The sequence below is a fragment of the Lascolabacillus massiliensis genome (assembly GCF_001282625.1).
Classification (GTDB): domain Bacteria; phylum Bacteroidota; class Bacteroidia; order Bacteroidales; family Dysgonomonadaceae; genus Proteiniphilum; species Proteiniphilum massiliensis.
The window spans coordinates 190,670-209,131 of record NZ_CTEJ01000002.1 but is presented as its reverse complement, the minus strand read 5'-3'; the positions used below and the strand labels follow the sequence as shown (position 1 = coordinate 209,131).

13 protein-coding genes are annotated in these 18,462 nt (G+C 37.2%); 8 read left to right on the top strand and 5 right to left on the bottom strand.

Translation table 11 applies throughout. The features are described 5' to 3' along the window. Nucleotide 1: 1 nt before the first annotated feature. Nucleotides 2–1,327 (bottom strand): dicarboxylate/amino acid:cation symporter, encoded by a 1,326-nt coding sequence (locus tag BN1354_RS05625; RefSeq protein WP_045089362.1) that lies wholly within the window; start codon nucleotides 1,325–1,327, stop codon nucleotides 2–4. Nucleotides 1,328–1,329: 2 nt separating this feature from the next. Next, a complete protein-coding gene (locus tag BN1354_RS05620; RefSeq protein ID WP_082331545.1) occupies nucleotides 1,330–3,468 on the bottom strand; it encodes a S9 family peptidase in 2,139 nt (712 codons plus the stop codon). Nucleotides 3,469–3,575: 107 nt separating this feature from the next. Here BN1354_RS05620 and BN1354_RS05615 point away from each other — a divergent pair, with 107 nt between their 5' ends. Then, nucleotides 3,576–4,466, top strand: a complete 891-nt coding sequence (locus tag BN1354_RS05615; protein ID WP_053826494.1) for a cation diffusion facilitator family transporter — start codon at nucleotides 3,576–3,578, stop codon at nucleotides 4,464–4,466. A 2-nt stretch (nucleotides 4,467–4,468) separates the two neighbouring features. Here the strand turns inward: BN1354_RS05615 and speA are convergent, their stop codons facing one another. Next, a complete protein-coding gene (gene speA / locus BN1354_RS05610) occupies nucleotides 4,469–6,367 on the bottom strand; it encodes a biosynthetic arginine decarboxylase (protein ID WP_053826493.1) in 1,899 nt (632 codons plus the stop codon). Nucleotides 6,368–6,760: 393 nt separating this feature from the next. Between speA and BN1354_RS05605 the strand changes: the two genes are divergently transcribed. The 7 genes from BN1354_RS05605 (at nucleotide 6,761) to BN1354_RS05575 (ending at nucleotide 17,165) form a co-directional block, all read left to right on the top strand. Continuing rightward, the gene (locus tag BN1354_RS05605) at nucleotides 6,761–8,020 is read left to right on the top strand and encodes a serpin family protein (protein ID WP_053826492.1); all 1,260 of its coding nucleotides are present in this window, start codon (nucleotides 6,761–6,763) and stop codon (nucleotides 8,018–8,020) included. 405 nt (nucleotides 8,021–8,425) lie between these two features. Next, a complete protein-coding gene (locus tag BN1354_RS05600; RefSeq protein ID WP_045089366.1) occupies nucleotides 8,426–10,972 on the top strand; it encodes an adenosylcobalamin-dependent ribonucleoside-diphosphate reductase in 2,547 nt (848 codons plus the stop codon). Between the two features lie 153 nt (nucleotides 10,973–11,125). Further along, the gene (locus BN1354_RS05595) at nucleotides 11,126–12,931 is read left to right on the top strand and encodes an ABC transporter ATP-binding protein (RefSeq protein ID WP_197272018.1); all 1,806 of its coding nucleotides are present in this window, start codon (nucleotides 11,126–11,128) and stop codon (nucleotides 12,929–12,931) included. Nucleotides 12,932–13,200: 269 nt separating this feature from the next. Further along, nucleotides 13,201–13,803 (top strand): IMPACT family protein, encoded by a 603-nt coding sequence (locus tag BN1354_RS05590; RefSeq protein WP_053826491.1) that lies wholly within the window; start codon nucleotides 13,201–13,203, stop codon nucleotides 13,801–13,803. A 158-nt stretch (nucleotides 13,804–13,961) separates the two neighbouring features. Further along, on the top strand, nucleotides 13,962–16,412 hold the full coding sequence (topA, locus tag BN1354_RS05585; RefSeq protein ID WP_053826490.1) for a type I DNA topoisomerase: 2,451 nt from the start codon (nucleotides 13,962–13,964) through the stop codon (nucleotides 16,410–16,412). Between the two features lie 14 nt (nucleotides 16,413–16,426). After that, the gene (locus tag BN1354_RS05580; protein WP_053826489.1) at nucleotides 16,427–16,921 is read left to right on the top strand and encodes a GNAT family N-acetyltransferase; all 495 of its coding nucleotides are present in this window, start codon (nucleotides 16,427–16,429) and stop codon (nucleotides 16,919–16,921) included. Nucleotide 16,922: 1 nt separating this feature from the next. Further along, nucleotides 16,923–17,165, top strand: a complete 243-nt coding sequence (locus BN1354_RS05575; RefSeq protein WP_045089370.1) for a hypothetical protein — start codon at nucleotides 16,923–16,925, stop codon at nucleotides 17,163–17,165. Nucleotides 17,166–17,192: 27 nt separating this feature from the next. Here the strand turns inward: BN1354_RS05575 and BN1354_RS05570 are convergent, their stop codons facing one another. Further along, nucleotides 17,193–17,750, bottom strand: coding sequence for a chromate transporter (locus BN1354_RS05570; RefSeq protein WP_045089371.1), 558 nt, complete (start codon nucleotides 17,748–17,750; stop codon nucleotides 17,193–17,195). Next, nucleotides 17,751–18,308 carry a chromate transporter gene (locus BN1354_RS05565; RefSeq protein WP_045089372.1) on the bottom strand — a complete coding sequence of 186 codons (558 nt, stop codon included), beginning with the start codon at nucleotides 18,306–18,308 and terminating at the stop codon, nucleotides 17,751–17,753. Nucleotides 18,309–18,462 lie beyond the last annotated feature (154 nt).

The window sequence follows — 18,462 nt, the reverse complement described above, 5'->3', positions numbered from 1 at the left end:
TCTATTCAGAAAGATAACTTTTATCAACCTCCAATCCTTTCTCAGGGTCGTGCATTTTTCCAATAGAATTTGCAACTAAAACTGAAACTAGAGTATCACCTGTAATATTAACTACAGTCCTGCACATATCAAGTGGACGATCCACAGCAAAAATTAAAGCCAACCCAATTGCCATTTTATCTGAGGGTATACCAATAGACTCAAGAACAATCACCAGCATAATCATGCCTGCACCAGGTACTGCAGCCGAGCCTATAGAAGCTAACAGAGCAGTGAGTACGATTGTAAGCTGATCCATAAAATCAAGCGGGATATGAAGAGCCTGGGCAATAAATACTGCTGCAACAGCCTGATAAAGACTAGTTCCATCCATATTTATTGTTGCCCCTACCGGTAACACAAAACTTGACACTTCATGATCAACCCCCAATTTGTTAGTCACTCTCTCAATTGTTACCGGAAGAGTAGCTGCACTTGAGCTTGTAGAAAATGCCAGCAATTGTGCCGGTGCAATTCCTTTAATAATCCATGAAGGTTTTCTCCCTGTGAACAGATAAAGAATGATTAGATAAATACTAATCATGATAAACAGACCAGCAATTACGGTTGTAGCGTAATTTAACAGTTTAAGCAGAATTTCCGAATCATCTGAACTTACAATAATCTGAGCCAGCAATGCAAATACAGCATATGGGGCTATCATCATGATGATATTAACCATTTTCAGTATCACATGATTCAACGAATCAAAAAGCTTAGACAGAGGTTTGGTCTTCTCTGAATCAACCAAAAGCATACTGATCCCAAATAGAATTGAGAAGAAAATCACCTGAAGCATGAGCTGATTATTGCTCATAGCACCAAAAATATTATCAGGAACAATATCCACTAAAAAGTCGAGCGGTTTACTCATTTCCTGAAACTCCGCCTGTTCAATATTAGAAGTGATAGTATTATCACCGGCATAAGTTACTGTTAGCTCCTCAATTGTTTCCGCAGAAAGCCCCGCTCCCGGTTTTACTATATTTACCAGAACAAGACCAGTAGTAATTGCTATACAGGTTGTTATTATATACAATACTATTGTTCGAATACCAATATTCTTAAACGTAGATATATCCTTCAGATCAGATACCCCTTTAACCAGCGAAACCAAGATCAGAGGAATTGCAATTAACCTCAGTAATCTTATAAATATTGTACCAAAAGGAGCAATCCAGTTTAGTATGAAATCATAACCCCAACTGAAAGAGCTCATAACAAAGCCGAATAAAATTCCGGCAACCATACCAATTAAGATCTTCCAGTGGAGTTCAAGTTTTTTCATATTTATTTATAAATTCCTACCCTGTTTAATATAAATGCAAAATCAAAAGCTGTTTCCTTGATACCTTCATAACGACCGGTTGCACCTCCATGTCCCGATTCCATATTCATTTTCAGAATAAGAATATTGTTATCCGTTTTAAGTGCTCTGAGTTTAGCTGTATACTTTGCCGGCTCATGAAAAAGAACCTGCGAATCGTTAATACCTCCAGTCACCAGTATATTAGGATAATCCTGTGCAGAAATATTATCATAAGGAGAGTAGGAGAGAATATAGTTATAATACTCCTCTTCATTTGGATTACCCCACTCTTCATATTCACCCGTTGTTAGAGGCAAAGTATCATCAAGCATGGTGTTTATAACATCCACAAACGGAACTTGCGCCACAATTGTTTGATAAAGATCAGGTCTCATATTACTTACTGCACCCATAAGCAAACCTCCAGCACTTCCACCCATAGCTGCAAGCTTATCAGATGAAGTATACCCATCATTAATCAGCTTCTCGCTGCATGCTATAAAATCAGTAAAAGTATTCTTTTTATTCAGCAGCTTACCATCTTCATACCACTGTTCACCCAGATCACTTCCACCACGTATCTGTGCAATAGCATAAACAAAACCTCGATCTATCAGGCTGTACATGCTTGCACTGAAATGTACGTCGGTACTGTAACCATAACTACCATATGAATAGATCAATGCAGGGTTGCTACCATCTTTTTTCAATCCATTCTTATATACTATTGCCATTGGAACCAGAACACCATCAGGAGCAGTTGCCCATAACCTTTCCACAGTATAATCATCAGGATTAAAACCCGATGGTACCTCTTGTTCTTTTAACTTGATTGATTCGCCAGTTAAAATATTATACTCATAAAGAGTAGTAGGTCTATTTAACGAAGTATAAGTATATCTAATTGTTGTTGCTTCATACTCGGGATTACCACCCATAGATGCTGAATAAACCGGTTCAGGGAAAACAATTTTTTTTGTGTCGCCTCCATTCAGAGACATAACAATAATCTCTGTAAGTCCTTCTCTGCGTAACTCTACAGAAATATAATCCTTAACTATATCAATACCCTCTAACCTGGCATCATCATCATGAGGTAAGAAAACTTTCCATGTCGATTTATCCTCATAACCAGTAAGAGGAACTTCATAAATCATAGAATTCAGATTCTCACGATCCTTATAACTTACAAAAAAATTCTCCTTATGCGGAAAAACAGAATACTCTACATCCTTTACACGTGGCATAAAAACTTTAAATTCATCCAGTGGTCTGTCAGCAGATATATACCTCTCCTCAGAAGTAGTTGAACTTGCACTTCCAATAAATATATACTCTTTAGTTTTAGTACCGGAAACATAAGTTCTGAATTTCGCATCTTTCTCTTCATAAATCAAAGTGCTCTGATGTTCGTTTAGCCCTCTTCTGTGAATCTGATAAGGACGTAAAGTCTGATCGATAACACCATAAAACAGAGTATTATTGTCATTAGCCCAAGTTACAGAGGTAGCACCAATTACAGTGAAACCTATCTCCTCATCAGTGTTTAAATCCTTAATCTTCATCACATACTCGGCATAAGAACCTGTCTCGTTGAACAGGTATGCTACTTTATTATTATCCGGACTAACAGAATAACCTGCAAAAATAAAAGCAGATTTCCCTTCTGCCATCTTATTCACATCAAAGATGACCTCTTCTTCTGCATCTAATGAACCCTTGCGGCGCAAATATGTTCGATATTGCTTGCCTTTTTCTGTGCGACTATAATACCAATACCCATTTATATATGAAGGATAACTCTCATCATCCTCCTTTATCCTTCCCAAAATCTCATCATAGATAGTCTGTTGCAGCTCTTTAGTAGAGGCCATAACACTTTCGGTATATTCATTTTCGGCATTCAGATACTCAATAACTTTCGGATTGTTTTTGTCTTTAAGCCAATAATAGTTGTCGATACGCTTTTGACCGAAATTTTCAAACGTATCGGGGACTACTTCTGCAACCGGTGGTGCAGGAAAATCAGATTGTTTTAATATTTTCACTTCTTCTTTATTAGTATTGCAGGCGGTGATCATAATCATGCCATATATAATTGTTAAATATAACTGTTTCATATTTTATAAATTAATTATTTAATAACAAATATACATAATAATGAGTTATATGACAGCACTGAACTTTCTTTTTCTCTCAATGTTATTATTGATAACAGATAGGTTTTATGGATGCACACAATCATATCCATGGCAATAATGATGTAAAAAATATCAAAACTGCCTTCTTCCTTAATTTCACTTTTACGATTATCGAATTAATTGGAGGAGTGTTGACAAATAGTATGGCAATACTATCCGATGCAGTACATGATTTGGGTGATAGTATAACTTTGGGACTCTCCTGGTACTTTCAGAAAATATCTAAAAAGCCACGAACACACGATTTTACATACGGTTATAAACGTTTCTCACTTTTAGGAGCATTAATTAACTCTGTAATTCTGTTCGTGGGGTGTATATTGATACTTGTTAAATCTATTCCCCGCCTCTTTAATCCTGAGCAACCTGATGCCGAAGGTATGCTCCTGCTCGCAGTTTTGGGCATCATAATTAATGGTATTGCATTAATCAGACTACGAAAAGGCAGTTCATTAAACGAGAGAGTAGTTTCACTTCATATGCTTGAAGATGTATTAGGCTGGGTAGCAGTACTTGTTGGTGCAGGAATAATGCTATTTATTGATGCACCAATAATCGATCCAATATTATCAATTGCGATAGCCCTGTTTATACTTTTAAACGTCTTCCGCAATTTACGAGAAAGCATGCATATCATATTACAAGGCAGTCCCTCTAAACTAGATATCGAAAATGTAGAAGATATGATGCTCAATATAGACGAAGTAAGTGCTGTACACGACCTGCATGCATGGTCGGTTGACGGTGAGTATAACGTACTCACCCTTCATGTAGTGCTCAAAAGGGAGTTGAGCATGACCGACCAGCATATGTTAAAAACCAGAATCAGAGACTCAATGTACAAAATAGGAGTCCAACACTGCACAATTGAGTTTGAGCTTAGTGATGAAGAGTGCACAATGGGAGTGTATGACTAATGTTACTCCAGATATGTATATCCGTACAGACCAGAACGGTAGTTGGATAAAAACTCTTTACCCTCTTCAACAGATATCTTACCCTGTTTCACAGAACTCATTACCCAAGTTTCAACAGTACGTACTAATTTCTTAGGACTATACTGTACATACTCAAGCACTTCTGCCACAGACTCACCATCAATTACCTGATCAATATGATAACCATTTTCACTAGTTGATACGTGAACCACATTAGTATCTCCAAATAGATTATGAAGGTCACCCAAGATCTCCTGATAAGCACCTACAAGGAAAACCCCCAAGTAATATGGCTCCGTTTTTTTAAGAGAATGAACCGGCAGGAAAGTAGATCGGTAACCATCCTGAGAAGCAAAATTAGATATATTACCATCAGAATCACATGTGATATCCTGCAAAGTAGCAGTTCTGTCAGGCTTCTCATCAAGTCGATGTATAGGAATTATTGGAAACACCTGGTCAATACCCCATGAGTCGGGCAACGACTGAAACAGAGAGAAGTTACAGAAATATTTATCTCCAAGCAGCTTTGATAACTGTCGCAGTTCCTGAGGAGCATGTTTTGCCCTGGAGCTGGTTAAATTTATTTCACGGGCAATAGAGTAGTACAACTGCTCCACCTGAGCTCTCGTTTTTATATCAAGCATACCCAAACTGAACAGGTCAAGCGATTCGTCCCTGATCTGCTGAGCATCGTGCCATGCTTCAAGCATTCGTGGTTGAGTAAGCGTATCCCAAATTTTATAAAGCTCCTTAACCAATTCATGGTCATCCTCCTGAATTTCCTTATCCTCAGGCCATTCAGGAAGAGTAGTCGTTTCCAGAACCTCAAAAATAAGAACCGAATGATGTGCAGTCAGCGCACGTCCCGATTCAGTTATAATATTAGGATGAGGAAGCTCGTTTTTATTTGCAGCATCCACAAAGGTAGAAACAGAGTCATTCACATACTCCTGAATAGAGTAGTTGATGCTGTTCTCCGTAAAAGAAGACCTTGTACCGTCGTAATCAACTCCAAGTCCCCCACCTATATCAACATATTCAATACCAAAGCCCATAGCGTGCAGCTGAACATAAAACTGTGCAGCCTCACGAAGAGCAGTTTTTATCCTGCGAATTTTAGTGATCTGGCTACCAATGTGGAAATGAATCAATCGGAAGCAGTCGCTCATATTATTCTTTTTCAGTACCTCAAGAGCCTCAAGAATTTCACTTGAATTAAGACCGAATTTACTGGCATCGCCACCCGAATCTTCCCACTTGCCACTACCTGAGCTTGAAAGCTTCACCCTGATACCAATATTTGGTTTCACTTTTAGTCGCTTAGCAATCTTGATAATCAGCTCCAGTTCATTTTGCTTTTCGATAACCAGGAACACCTGCTTGCCCATCTTTTGTGCAAGCAGAGCTAGTTCAATATAACTTTCATCCTTGTATCCGTTACATATTATAAGAGAGTTATTATCGGTATTAATAGCCAGAACCGCATGCAGTTCTGGTTTTGAGCCGGCTTCCAGACCAATATTGAATCGCTTGCCACTTGATACAATCTCTTCAACCACCTGGCGCATCTGATTTACCTTAATGGGGTAAATAATATGATTCTTTGCCTTATAATCATACTCTTTTGAAGCTTTTGCAAAGCCCTGCGATATTTTTTCTATACGATTATCAAGAATCTCCGGAAAACGAATTAATACTGGTGCAACTACATCTCTCAAATATAGCTCACGCATAAGATCATTAAGGTCAACACTAATCTCTTCCTGTTTGGTGGGTGTAACCTGAACATTTCCCTTATCATTAATGGAGAAATAACCGTTTCCCCAACCATTTATGTTGTAAAGTTCTTCTGAATCTTCAATGCGCCATTTTCTCATTACAGCAAAAATTAAAAAGGTGAATCTAAGTGTGGATTTTAGGTGCAAAAATAAGCAATTATTTTATCAAAATACTATGTTAACAGAAAACAACATCAAGTTTAGTTTTAATATTAATTTCAGACTAATTTCAGTGCCTGAAATGTAGAAGATAGATACCTCATTCTTAACTGTTTCTTACTATGTTCTTACCTTCTTCTTATATACCTTATATAAGAATGTAGATTGAATGAATTATGTATATACAAAAATCAGCTCAATCAGATATTATATTGCCATTTGTATTACATTGAATTGTTAAATATCATTTCCTATACAACCTTCTTACCATATAAAGCATCATACTTATAATAGTACTAAAAGGAACTATTAATAAAAAAACTATATAATCAAATGAACTTAAAAATTACTACCCTTATTTTTGTTACCATTGCGGCAATCTTATCATCTGCATCATGTGAAAAAGGCAACAGTGATCTTGATAAAGAGCTGCCTGACCCAATTAAAATTGAGCTGCGAGGTTCTGAGGCAGAAATGGTGAAATCTGACCAGCAGTTTGCGATTGAGTTTTTTGCTAATGTTTTTAATGAGGAGGCAGCCGAGTTGGATAAAAACTTTATGATATCCCCTCTGAGTCTGAGTATGGCGCTGGCAATGACATGGAACGGTGCCGATGGAGAAACCAAAGCTGTAATGCAAAAGGTACTTAAACTTGACGGATATACAGATCAGGAAGTTAATGAATATTATGAGAAGCTCAGGGAGGCACTTCTGAAGACCGATCCCTCAACTAAGCTGGCAATTGCTAACTCTATATGGACTAATAAGAATATAAAAATTAAAGATGATTTTATAAGATTAAACAATGAATATTTTAATTCTACAGTTGAATCGGTAGATTTCTCTGATGCTAATTCTGTAAAGCTGATGAATAAATGGGCAGCCGACAACACGAATAACCTGATAACACACGTTCTGGATAAGACAAACCCAAATGCTTTGATGTATCTGATGAATGCTCTCTATTATAAAGGTATATGGACATCGGAGTTTAATTCCCGGAATACATCAAGCAAACCTTTTTACAGTGAGGATGGCCAAACAAAGAACGTTGATATGATGCATCAGAAATCCAGCTTCAATTATAACGAAAACCAAACAATGCAGATTGTAGAGCTGCCATATGGAAATCAGGCATTCAGTATGATTGTGCTACTGCCAAAGGAGGGTAATAAGCTTGCAGATGTCACGCAAGAATTGCAGAACAGTAACTCCTGGGGCAATCTTGTTTCAGGGCTGCGCAGCACTCAGGTAGATCTCTACTTGCCTAAATTCAAGACAGAGTATAGCAGGGTGCTTAATGATGTTCTTGAAAAGATGGGTATGGGTATAGCCTTTGAGCCAGGGGCAGCAGATTTTTCAAGAATGACTGATGCTGATGCATTCATCTCTTTCGTAGAACAATTTACATATATAAATACTGATGAGGTTGGAACAGAAGCAGCTGCAGTAACGGTAGTAGGAATTGAACCTACCTCTTATCAGCCTGACAGAACAGCAACATTTAATGCAAACCGACCATTCATTTATATAATTAGGGAAAATTCCACGGGTTCTATTTTATTCATGGGTGCGGTGAAGTATATTGAATAAAAAAGAGACAAAATTTTACAAATACTATACCTGAAATATAAATCACTCAGCGAGTTAATGGTGCTGAGTGATTTTTTTCTTTATATTTATAGGTTGTTAACTTTAATCAACTTGTATATTTTATCTATCTATAAATCAGTATACTTTTCCTGTCTGGAAAACATTTTGTCTTTGTGTTTTTTTTAAATAGCACATAATCAGCTTGATATAAATTAATTTAGAAAATTTCACATGATTGTTGATAAATATATTTGTAAATATTTTGCGCTCTGATAAACTTTCAATAAACTTGCATGGCAAAATAAGTCTGACAGTGAAAAATATCAGATATTAAAAAATAAATGTTCATTGTATTTGCTTATTAGCACCAATTTTAATCATTTTATATTATTAAACCAACAGCTTATGAAAAAAAAGACATACACTTTCGACGAAGCGTATAAGGCGTCGCTGGACTATTTCAGCGGAGATGAGCTAGCTGCCAAGGTGTGGGTAAGCAAATATGCGCTTAAAGACAGTCAGGGTGTAATTTACGAAAAGACTCCCGAAGATATGCATTGGAGACTGGCTAAAGAGATAGCCAGGATTGAGAAGAAATATAAAAATCCATTAAGCGAACAGGAACTTTTTGACCTCTTTGATCGCTTTAAATATATTATTCCACAAGGTAGTCCAATGACCGGTATAGGGAACGATTACCAGGTTGCATCATTATCAAACTGTTTTGTTATTGGGATGGATGGTAGTGCCGACTCATATGGCGCGATCATCCGTATTGATGAAGAACAGGTGCAATTGATGAAAAGACGTGGTGGAGTGGGACACGACCTGTCTCATATCCGTCCTAAAGGATCGCCTGTAAAAAACTCGGCACTTACATCAACCGGTCTGGTTCCTTTCATGGAACGCTACTCAAACTCCACTCGCGAAGTTGCACAAGATGGTCGTCGTGGCGCATTAATGCTTAGCGTATCAATTGAGCATCCCGATTCGGAAGATTTTATTGATGCTAAACTGGAGCAGGGTAAAGTGACAGGAGCTAATATCTCTGTTAAAATTGATGATGAGTTTATGGAAGCTGCTTCTGCTGGGAAGACTTACAAGCAGAGGTTTCCAATTGATTCAGATAATCCTAAATATGAAAAAACAATTGATGCCCAGAAGCTGTGGAAAAAGATTGTACATAATGCATGGAAATCTGCAGAGCCGGGTGTCCTGTTTTGGGATACTATTGTCAGAGAATCGGTGCCCGACTGTTATGCAGATCTTGGTTTCAAAACTGTATCTACCAATCCTTGTGGAGAGATTCCTTTGTGTACTTACGATAGCTGCCGTTTGCTGGCAATCAACCTGTATTCATATGTTGTTAATCCGTTTACAGAGGATGCTTATTTCGATTTTGAGCTGTTTGCCAAACATGTTCAGTTGGCTCAGCGTATTATGGATGATATAGTTGACCTGGAAGCAGAGAAGATTGATAAGATTCTTGAGAAGATTGATGCTGACCCTGAAACAGAAGAGGTTAAATCTACTGAGAGGAATCTTTGGAAGAAAATCCAGCGCAAAACATTGCAGGGACGCCGTACAGGTGTTGGAATCACAGCAGAAGGTGATATGCTTGCAGCACTAGGTATCAGATATGGTACTGATGAAGGAAATGACTTCTCGGAGAAGGTGCATCGCGAAGTTGCAATTAATGCATATACCTCCTCTGTTAAAATGGCTAAGGAAAGAGGTGCTTTTGAGATATTTGATGCAGAGCGTGAGAAGAATAATCCATTTATCAACCGTCTTAAAGAAGCAAGTCCCCAGATGTATGAGGATATGGTTAAATATGGTAGAAGAAACATTGCATGTCTCACCATTGCACCAACTGGTACAACCAGTCTGATGTCTCAGACAACATCAGGTATTGAGCCGGTATTTCTTCCAGTATATACCAGAAGACGCAAAGTGAATCCTAATGACAGGGATGTTAAGATTGACTTTGTAGATGAGAATGGAGATTCATGGGAAGAATACATCGTGTTCCACCATAAGTTTGTTACATGGATGGAAGCAAATGGATACTCGACTACTAAAAAATATACGAATGCCGAAATTGATGAACTGGTTGCTAAGTCTCCTTATTACAAGGCTACTTCCAATGATGTTGACTGGTTGCAAAAGGTTCGTATGCAGGGACGTGTACAGAAGTGGGTTGATCACTCAATAAGTGTAACAATTAATCTGCCAAATGATGTTTCTGAGGATCTGGTAGGAGAACTTTACATGGAGGCATGGAAGAGTGGTTGTAAGGGTTGTACAGTTTATCGTGACGGTTCAAGATCAGGTGTATTAATATCTAACGGAGATGCTGAGACAAAAGATAAGAAAAAAGCAGAGGACTGTTTCGAAATGCCACCTGTTGTTACTTCTCGTCCTATCGAGCTTGATGCAGATGTGATAAAATTTCAGAATAATAAGGAGAAATGGATTGCATTTATCGGTTTGCTTAATGGAAGACCTTACGAAATCTTTACCGGTATCAATGATGAAGATGATGGTATCATGATTCCTAAGAGTGTTACTTCCGGTAAAATCATTAAAGCTTATGATAATGATGGCAGAAAGCACTACGATTTCCAGTTTCAGAACCGCCGTGGCTACAAAGTAACTATCGAAGGTCTGGATGGCAAGTTTAATCCAGAGTTCTGGAATTATGCAAAACTTATCTCCGGTGTTCTTCGTTACGGTATGCCTATTGATCAGGTTATTAAGTTGGTATCGGGCCTTGAACTGGATAGCGAAACCATTAATACATGGAAGAATGGTGTTGAGCGTGCACTTAAGAAATATCTGCCAAACGAAACTGAAGCTAAAGGCCAGAAATGTCCTGTTTGTGGTCAGGAGACACTTGTTTATGAAGAGGGATGTCTCAAATGCCGCAACTGTGGAGCTTCAAAATGCTGATTTGAATTAAATAATGTTTCCCTGATCTTATAAAAGATTCTGAGGACTATAATTAATAGATATATGTAGAAAAAGCGATGCCTTAATGGTGTCGCTTTTCTTTGTTAATGACTTGTAGTTAAACCTTAATGTACATTGACAGTCCAACAGGGGATGAAAAAAAATGATACTTATTCCCAATCTTTTAAAGCACTTTTCCGAAACCTATTGCCGTTTGTAAAACCTTACAAGGGTATGATTGCAGGAACACTTTTACTTACACTGATAGGATCTTTTGCCGCACAGGTGAATCCCCTTTTGGTGAACGAGACAATAAATCGTGTGGAGGAGCTGCTGCGTCAGCCTGATCCTATTGTGAATGGTATGAGGCTGTTATTGATTATTTCTGCAATAATGCTTGCAAATGAGTTGCTGAATATTGGTATTCAGTTTGGACAAAAATATTTTGGTGAGAAGATACGAATACAGGTTGGTAGCGACCTGTCTCAGAAGGCTGTGGATAGGTTGCTTACTTACAAGATGTCGTTTTTTGCGGAGTCGGATAATCAGACAGGTTATCTGGAGACCAGAATAAATCGTGGGGTTGAGAGTCTGATTAGGTTGGTACAAAACTTTTTTCTTGATATCCTGCCTCTGTTCTCCACTGCTGTAATTGCCCTGGTGGTTATGTTTAATGCTAATATGTATGTAGGGCTGATGGCTCTTGTAATAATTCCTGTATATTTCTTTGTTAGTCAGCGACAGGCATATCGACTAAAAGGGTGGCGTATGCAATTGCGAGGTCAGCGTGAACGTAAAAATCACGGTCTCATTAATATTATCGATTCAATCACAGTTATTAAAAGTTTTGTTCGAGAGAAAACAGAGGGTGAAAAACAGTATGAGCTGCAGATGGAGATGCTGGATAACCAACTGCAGACACGTCGCACGAGCTATGTATTTGAGAGCTTGAAGTCATTCATACAACAAATCGGGGTTGTACTAATAATAATACTTACTGTATATTTAGTTCTGAACGGACAGATGGGTATTGGTGCCATAATGATGCACATAATGCTTTTCCGTAATGTCTCGGCTCCAATCAGTCAGCTTCATAGAATTTATGACCAGGTAAATGATGCTCTTATTTATGCGGATGGTTTTTTTGATGTGCTTGATAATGATGATGCTGTTGAGGTAGGTGGAGATATAAAAGCAAAGGATGTTGAAGGTCAGTTTGAAGTAAACAATGTGAATTTCACCTATCCAAATGGTAAGAAAGCCCTTACAGATGTGAGTCTAACACTTGAAAAAGAAAAGACAACTGCAATTGTTGGCCTGAGTGGTGCAGGTAAGAGTACTTTGATCAATCTTCTCTGTAAGTTTTATAAGCCTGATAATGGTGTGATTAAGCTTGATGGAATAGAACTGGAAGATTATGAGAATGGATCTTTAAGGGATAATATCGGTTTGGTATTGCAGAAAAATCATATTTTTAAAGGTACAGTATATGACAATATCTTGTATGGAAAGTTAGATGCAACACATGATGAGGTGATAGAAGCCTCAGAAAAAGCTTTTCTGCATGAACAGGTATTGTTATTGCCTGAAGGTTATAATACTGATGCTTCAAACCTAAGTGGAGGTCAGCAGCAAAGAATTGCAATTGCGCGACTGTTTTTAAAGAATCCTCCCATTATTTTCCTTGATGAACCTACAGCAAGTCTGGATGCAATAGCAACGGAACATATTAAAATGAGTCTTGATGCCATAAAGGAGGGGCGAACAGTGGTTATAATTTCCCATTCCTTATCGCAGATTGTTGAGGCGGATGTGATTCATGTTTTAAAGGATGGTTATCTTGTAGAGAGTGGCTCGCACGAGAATCTTTATAAAATTAATGGTGAGTACAGGAAAATATTCGATGCATCTGCACGTAGCCTAAATTTGGATAAAATGATTGATACTATTGCTGTATAAAAGAGGATTTATTAAATAAAGGCACCTGTTAATTTGAGCCAATTTATTAACTTCTAAGTAATATATAGGATATCTCAAGATGAAATGTGAGATAATCAGTACTGTTTAGATAGTCTTAATTTATTCCATATCCAATTACATTTAAATCATTAAAAGACTAAGACGAAACAACTTCAGCTGAAGTCTATATCTCTGCTATTTTACTATAGTTTGATACATTTCATAATTATACTACTTTTGTTTATATTATGAGAAAGTGAATAAAAACTATGGACGACAGCTATAAAACCGTTTCAGGACCTTCTGAGGGATATATAAATGAAAAAAAGAGTAAGTTTTTATCATTTCTATTTCCCGTGAAGAGTGCTGACGAGGCAATGGGGATTCTGGAGGAATATCGTAAGAAATATTATAATGCCAGGCATGTTTGTTGGGCATACATGTTAGGGTGGGAGCGAAAAGAGTTCAGGTATAATGATGATGGTGAGCCTTCCGGTACAGCGGGTAAACCAATATTAGGACAGATTAACTCATTTGAACTTACAGATGTGCTTATTCTGGTTGTACGTTATTTTGGTGGTACACTGCTTGGTACAGGGGGGTTGATTAAAGCATATAGAGAGGCTGCAGCGGATGCAATTGCAAATGCAGAGATAATAACAAGGACTGTTGATGATGTTATAGTAATCGATTTCGAATACATTCATCTTAATGATGTTATGAGAGTATTAAAACAGTTTGAAGAGGTGGAGTGGACTCAGGATTTTAAGGAATCGTGCCGAATGAAGTTGAGAGTTCGTAAATCACTTTCAACACAGCTATCTGAAATGCTGTCATCTATTTATGGGGTGGTATTAAATGAAAATAAATAGTGTTATTATCTTATGAAAATTACTTAATAATCAAGGAAATTCTAAAAAAACTGTTGTTGCAACCACAAAATTACTACTTTTGCACCCTAAAAGTAGTGCTAAATCATTAATTTGAAAGCTATCTGCTTACAAAAAGCTAAAGAAGAAAAGAACAATTGATGGAAAAGAACCTGGTTATTGTTGAGTCACCCGCGAAAGCAAAAACGATAGAAAAATTTCTTGGAAAAGATTTTCATGTAATGTCGAGTTATGGGCATATACGTGATTTGAAGAAGAAGGATTTTAGTATTGATGTTGAAAATAACTTTGAACCTATCTATGAGGTTCCGGATGATAAAAAGAAAATAGTATCAGAACTGAAGGCTGCTGTTAAAAAGGCTAATACTGTATGGTTGGCTTCTGATGAGGACCGTGAAGGTGAGGCTATTTCCTGGCATCTTTTCGAAACTCTTGAACTTAAAGAGGAAAATACAAAGAGAATTGTTTTTCACGAGATTACGAAAAATGCAATTCTTGAAGCTATAAAAAACCCAAGAAAGATTGATAAGAATCTGGTTGATGCTCAACAGGCTCGACGTGTCCTGGATAGAATTGTAGGGTTTGAACTATCTCCTGTATTATGGAGAAAAATTAAACCGGCTCTCTCTGCTGGTCGAGTACAATCTGTTGCTGTAAGATTAATTGTTGAGCGTGAGCGTGAGATACAAAACTTTAATTCAGAAGCATCATACAGGGTGGTTGGAGTTTTCTCGAAAGTGGAAAATGGACAGACTTACGAAATTAAAGCAGAGTATAACAAGCGTCTGAAAACAAAAGAAGAGGCACTGGAACTTCTTGAGAAATTAAAGAGTTCGGTTTTTTCCATTGAGGATGTTGTAACCAGACCTGCAAAAAAATCACCTGCTGCTCCTTTCACTACATCAACTCTTCAACAGGAAGCGTCACGTAAACTGGGTTTCTCTGTGGGGCAGACTATGATGGTTGCACAGCGACTGTACGAGTCGGGTAAGATCACATATATGAGAACAGACTCGGTGAATTTGTCGGGTTTGGCAATTGGTACTGCCAAAACTGAGGTTATAGATCAGTATGGTGAAAAGTATCATAAGTCTCGTCAGTATAGTACAAAATCAAAAGGGGCTCAGGAGGCTCACGAAGCAATACGCCCTACATATATAAGTGAACATGAGATTGAGGGTACGGCTCAAGAGAAGAAACTGTATAACCTTATCTGGAAGAGAACTATTGCATCGCAAATGGCTGATGTAGAACTTGAACGCACTACTGCCAATATTTCGGTGTCAAATACGGATGGTAAGTTTGTAGCCAATGGTGAGGTAATAAAGTTTGATGGATTCCTTAGGGTGTATCTTGAAGGTACTGATGATGAGAATGGGGAGAAAGAGGATGGTATATTACCACCGGTTAAAAAGGGAGAAGTACTTGAAATGCAGGAAGTTTCTGCTACTGAGAGATTCTCTCAACGTCCTGCCAGATACTCTGAAGCTTCATTGGTTAGAAAAATGGAAGAACTGGGCATTGGACGTCCTTCAACATATGCTCCAACTATCTCAACGATAATCAACAGAGAGTATGTTGAGAAAAAAAGTATTGATGGTGAAAAAAGAAATTTTAATGTCCTTCTTCTTAAAAAAGGAAAAATAAAAGATTCTGAAAAAACTGAAACTACCGGTGCAGATAAGAATAAGCTTTTCCCCACAGATATAGGTATTGTTGTGAATGATTTCCTGGTAGAATATTTTCCTTCTATAATAGATTATAATTTCACGGCTAAAGTGGAAGAGGGATTTGATAAAATTGCCGAAGGTAAAGCTAAGTGGAATAAATCAATATCTGATTTCTATGATGTCTTTCATCCGATTGTTGAGGAGACAGCAAATATGCGTATGGAGCATAAGGCTGGTGAAAGGGTATTGGGTGTTGATCCGAAATCAGGCAGACAGGTATCAGTAAAGATTGGACGTTATGGTGCAATGGCGCAAATTGGTACTCCGGAGGAGGATGAAAAACCTCTATTCGCATCTCTTCAAAAATCTCAATCGATTGAATCAATCACTCTTGAAGAAACATTAAAATTATTTGAACTACCACGTAATATAGGAGAGTTTAGAGATAAAGATGTTGTTATTGGTATTGGACGTTTTGGACCTTATATCAGGCATAATAATAAATTTGTGTCTATTCCAAAAGGTGTTGATCCACTCGAGATACAATTAGAGGAAGCTATCGAGCTTATTGAAGATAAGGAGAGGAAAGATAAGGAGAAGACTATTAAATTATTTGAGGAGGATTCTGATCTACAGGTTTTGAATGGTAGGTATGGTCCTTATATCAAGTATCAGAATTCAAATTACAAGATACCAAAGACAACTGATCCTAAAAAGTTGACTCTTGAGGAGTGTAAAAGAATTATTGAAGATAGCGCTAAGGATAAAAAATCTAAAAGCAAGAAAACAAAGAAGTCTGAATCTGCAGAAAGTTCAACAACTAAGAAAGGTACTAGCAAAACAGCCGATAAAGGAAAAACTAAGACGGCTAAAGCTACATCAACTAAGAAAACTACAGGAAAAAGATCAACTAAAAAATAACCTTTTTAAGTGCGATGATTACCAAAATCAGACCTGCTACTTATAAAGACTTACCGGAGATCATGCCGATTTACGATATTGCCCGTGATTTTATGCGCAGTACCGGTAATGAAGGTCAGTGGATAAATGGTTATCCTACAGAGAAGTTTATAACCGAAGAGATAGAGGCTGGGCACAGTTTTATATGTGAAAATAGTGCAGGAGAAATTGTTGGTACTTTTTGTTTTATTATTGGTGAAGATCCAACTTACTTGAAGATTTATGATGGCCAATGGTTAAATGACGAGCTATATGGCACTGTTCACAGGATTGCATCATCGGGTAAAGAGAAAGGTGTTGCTAAAGCATGTTTTGAATGGTGTTTTACTCAATGCCCGAATATCAGAGTTGATACACACAGAAATAATATTGTTATACAAAAGATTCTTGGTAGTTTAGGATTCCACTATTGTGGAATTATATACGTTTCTGATGGATCGGAGCGACTCGCTTATCAAAAAAAAATATGAAATGAAATTCACATCTTTTTGCCGTAAGACTGTAATAGTAATTATTTCTGTATTCCTTTTATCAGTAAATCCGGTCATTTCGTCTGAAACAGTGAATATTGAAGAGTTGGATATCAATATTGATTATAGTAACGATCCCTTTTATGTGGAATTGTGGTTTTGGGTTGTTATTGCTGCAATATTACTTTTCTTATTGATAATTCTAATTAAAGGTAACAGAAATAAAGTAATAACTGAGAAATAAATTAGTTCAAATAATATATTTATCTTATTAATAAAGTATTAGTCCCGCAATACCAGATAGTACAATCAGTAATATTGGATCGACTTTCCTTATTGATGCAATCATGATAATTGTAAAAATTATCCAGCTTTTATAGTCAATAAAATTGTGTTCGTTCATCAACATCAGAGCTGCAGAAGCAATTAAACCAATTATTGTAAGTTTTAATACTGATAATGAAGATTGTAACCAAGGATTGTTTTTAAGTCTGAAGAAAAACAGACATACCAGTGTCATTAATATTAATGATGGAATACTAACAGCTAAAGTACTGATTGCAGATCCCAATATTCCATAACCTGTTGAATATCCTGCTTCGGTAATCGCTGTGTATCCAATATACGTGGCAGAGTTGAAGGCTATTGGCCCAGGTGTTGTTTGAGAAATAGCTACTATATCTGTAAAATCGTTAACACTAATCCAGCCATGTATGTCAACAACCTCTCTTTGGATGAGAGGTAACATGGCGTAGCCACCACCAAAGCCAAACAGACCTATTTTCAGGAACGATATAAAAAGCTGCAAATATAATTCCGTCAGTTCCATTTACTTTTTCGTTTTTTGTTTAATAAATAGAAAATAGAGAATCCCGAATATAGCTGAAAATAATATAATATATACTGGTGATATTTTTAGCAACCAAACTAAAAGGGCCACTGTTATTGGAACCCAGATATTGCTTATTTTTATCCCGGCAGATTTACCTAAACCTAAAAGAGGTGCTACAATAAGTGCAACTACTGCTGGTCGAACTCCTCTGAAAATGCGTTCAACAACCTGGTTGTCCTTGAACTGGGTGAAGACAATTGCAATAAGAAGTATTATAATAAAGGACGGGAGAATAATTCCAGCACCAGTAAACAGACTTCCTTTAAAGCCTAGTCTTTTATTGCCTACAAATATTGCTGTGTTTAAAGAAATTGGTCCCGGAACAGATTGTGCTAATGCTAGCATATCCATAAACTCATTATCAGCAAGCCATTTCTTTTTATTGACAACCTCATTGCGTATTAGTGGAATCATGGCATAGCCTCCTCCAAAAGTAAAGGCTCCTATTTTGAAGAAAACCAGAAAAAGCTCCAAATATTGTTTTGCCAGATTCATAAAAGTGGGATATAAAATGAAAAGCAGATTGCAATATTACTAAATATATTGCTAATCTGCTTTCTATAAGAAGCCGCATCGGTGGAATAAGACGAAACTCCGTTTGACAGGATTTGAGTGTCTTAGCTTCTTTGTAATCCGCTGTTCCGATAAA

What these genes read in the sequence shown, in the direction of transcription:
- BN1354_RS05615 (WP_053826494.1), top strand. Translation starts at nt 3,576, where the DNA reads ATGGATGCACACAATCATATCCATGGCAATAATGATGTAAAAAATATC.
- BN1354_RS05595 (WP_197272018.1), top strand. Translation starts at nt 11,126, where the DNA reads ATGAAAAAAAATGATACTTATTCCCAATCTTTTAAAGCACTTTTCCGA.
- BN1354_RS05620 (WP_082331545.1), bottom strand. Translation starts at nt 3,468, where the DNA reads ATGAAACAGTTATATTTAACAATTATATATGGCATGATTATGATCACC.
- BN1354_RS05590 (WP_053826491.1), top strand. Translation starts at nt 13,201, where the DNA reads ATGGACGACAGCTATAAAACCGTTTCAGGACCTTCTGAGGGATATATA.
- topA (WP_053826490.1), top strand. Translation starts at nt 13,962, where the DNA reads ATGGAAAAGAACCTGGTTATTGTTGAGTCACCCGCGAAAGCAAAAACG.
- BN1354_RS05565 (WP_045089372.1), bottom strand. Translation starts at nt 18,308, where the DNA reads ATGAATCTGGCAAAACAATATTTGGAGCTTTTTCTGGTTTTCTTCAAA.
- BN1354_RS05625 (WP_045089362.1), bottom strand. Translation starts at nt 1,327, where the DNA reads ATGAAAAAACTTGAACTCCACTGGAAGATCTTAATTGGTATGGTTGCC.
- BN1354_RS05600 (WP_045089366.1), top strand. Translation starts at nt 8,426, where the DNA reads ATGAAAAAAAAGACATACACTTTCGACGAAGCGTATAAGGCGTCGCTG.
- speA (WP_053826493.1), bottom strand. Translation starts at nt 6,367, where the DNA reads ATGAGAAAATGGCGCATTGAAGATTCAGAAGAACTTTACAACATAAAT.
- BN1354_RS05580 (WP_053826489.1), top strand. Translation starts at nt 16,427, where the DNA reads ATGATTACCAAAATCAGACCTGCTACTTATAAAGACTTACCGGAGATC.
- BN1354_RS05605 (WP_053826492.1), top strand. Translation starts at nt 6,761, where the DNA reads ATGAACTTAAAAATTACTACCCTTATTTTTGTTACCATTGCGGCAATC.
- BN1354_RS05575 (WP_045089370.1), top strand. Translation starts at nt 16,923, where the DNA reads ATGAAATTCACATCTTTTTGCCGTAAGACTGTAATAGTAATTATTTCT.
- BN1354_RS05570 (WP_045089371.1), bottom strand. Translation starts at nt 17,750, where the DNA reads ATGGAACTGACGGAATTATATTTGCAGCTTTTTATATCGTTCCTGAAA.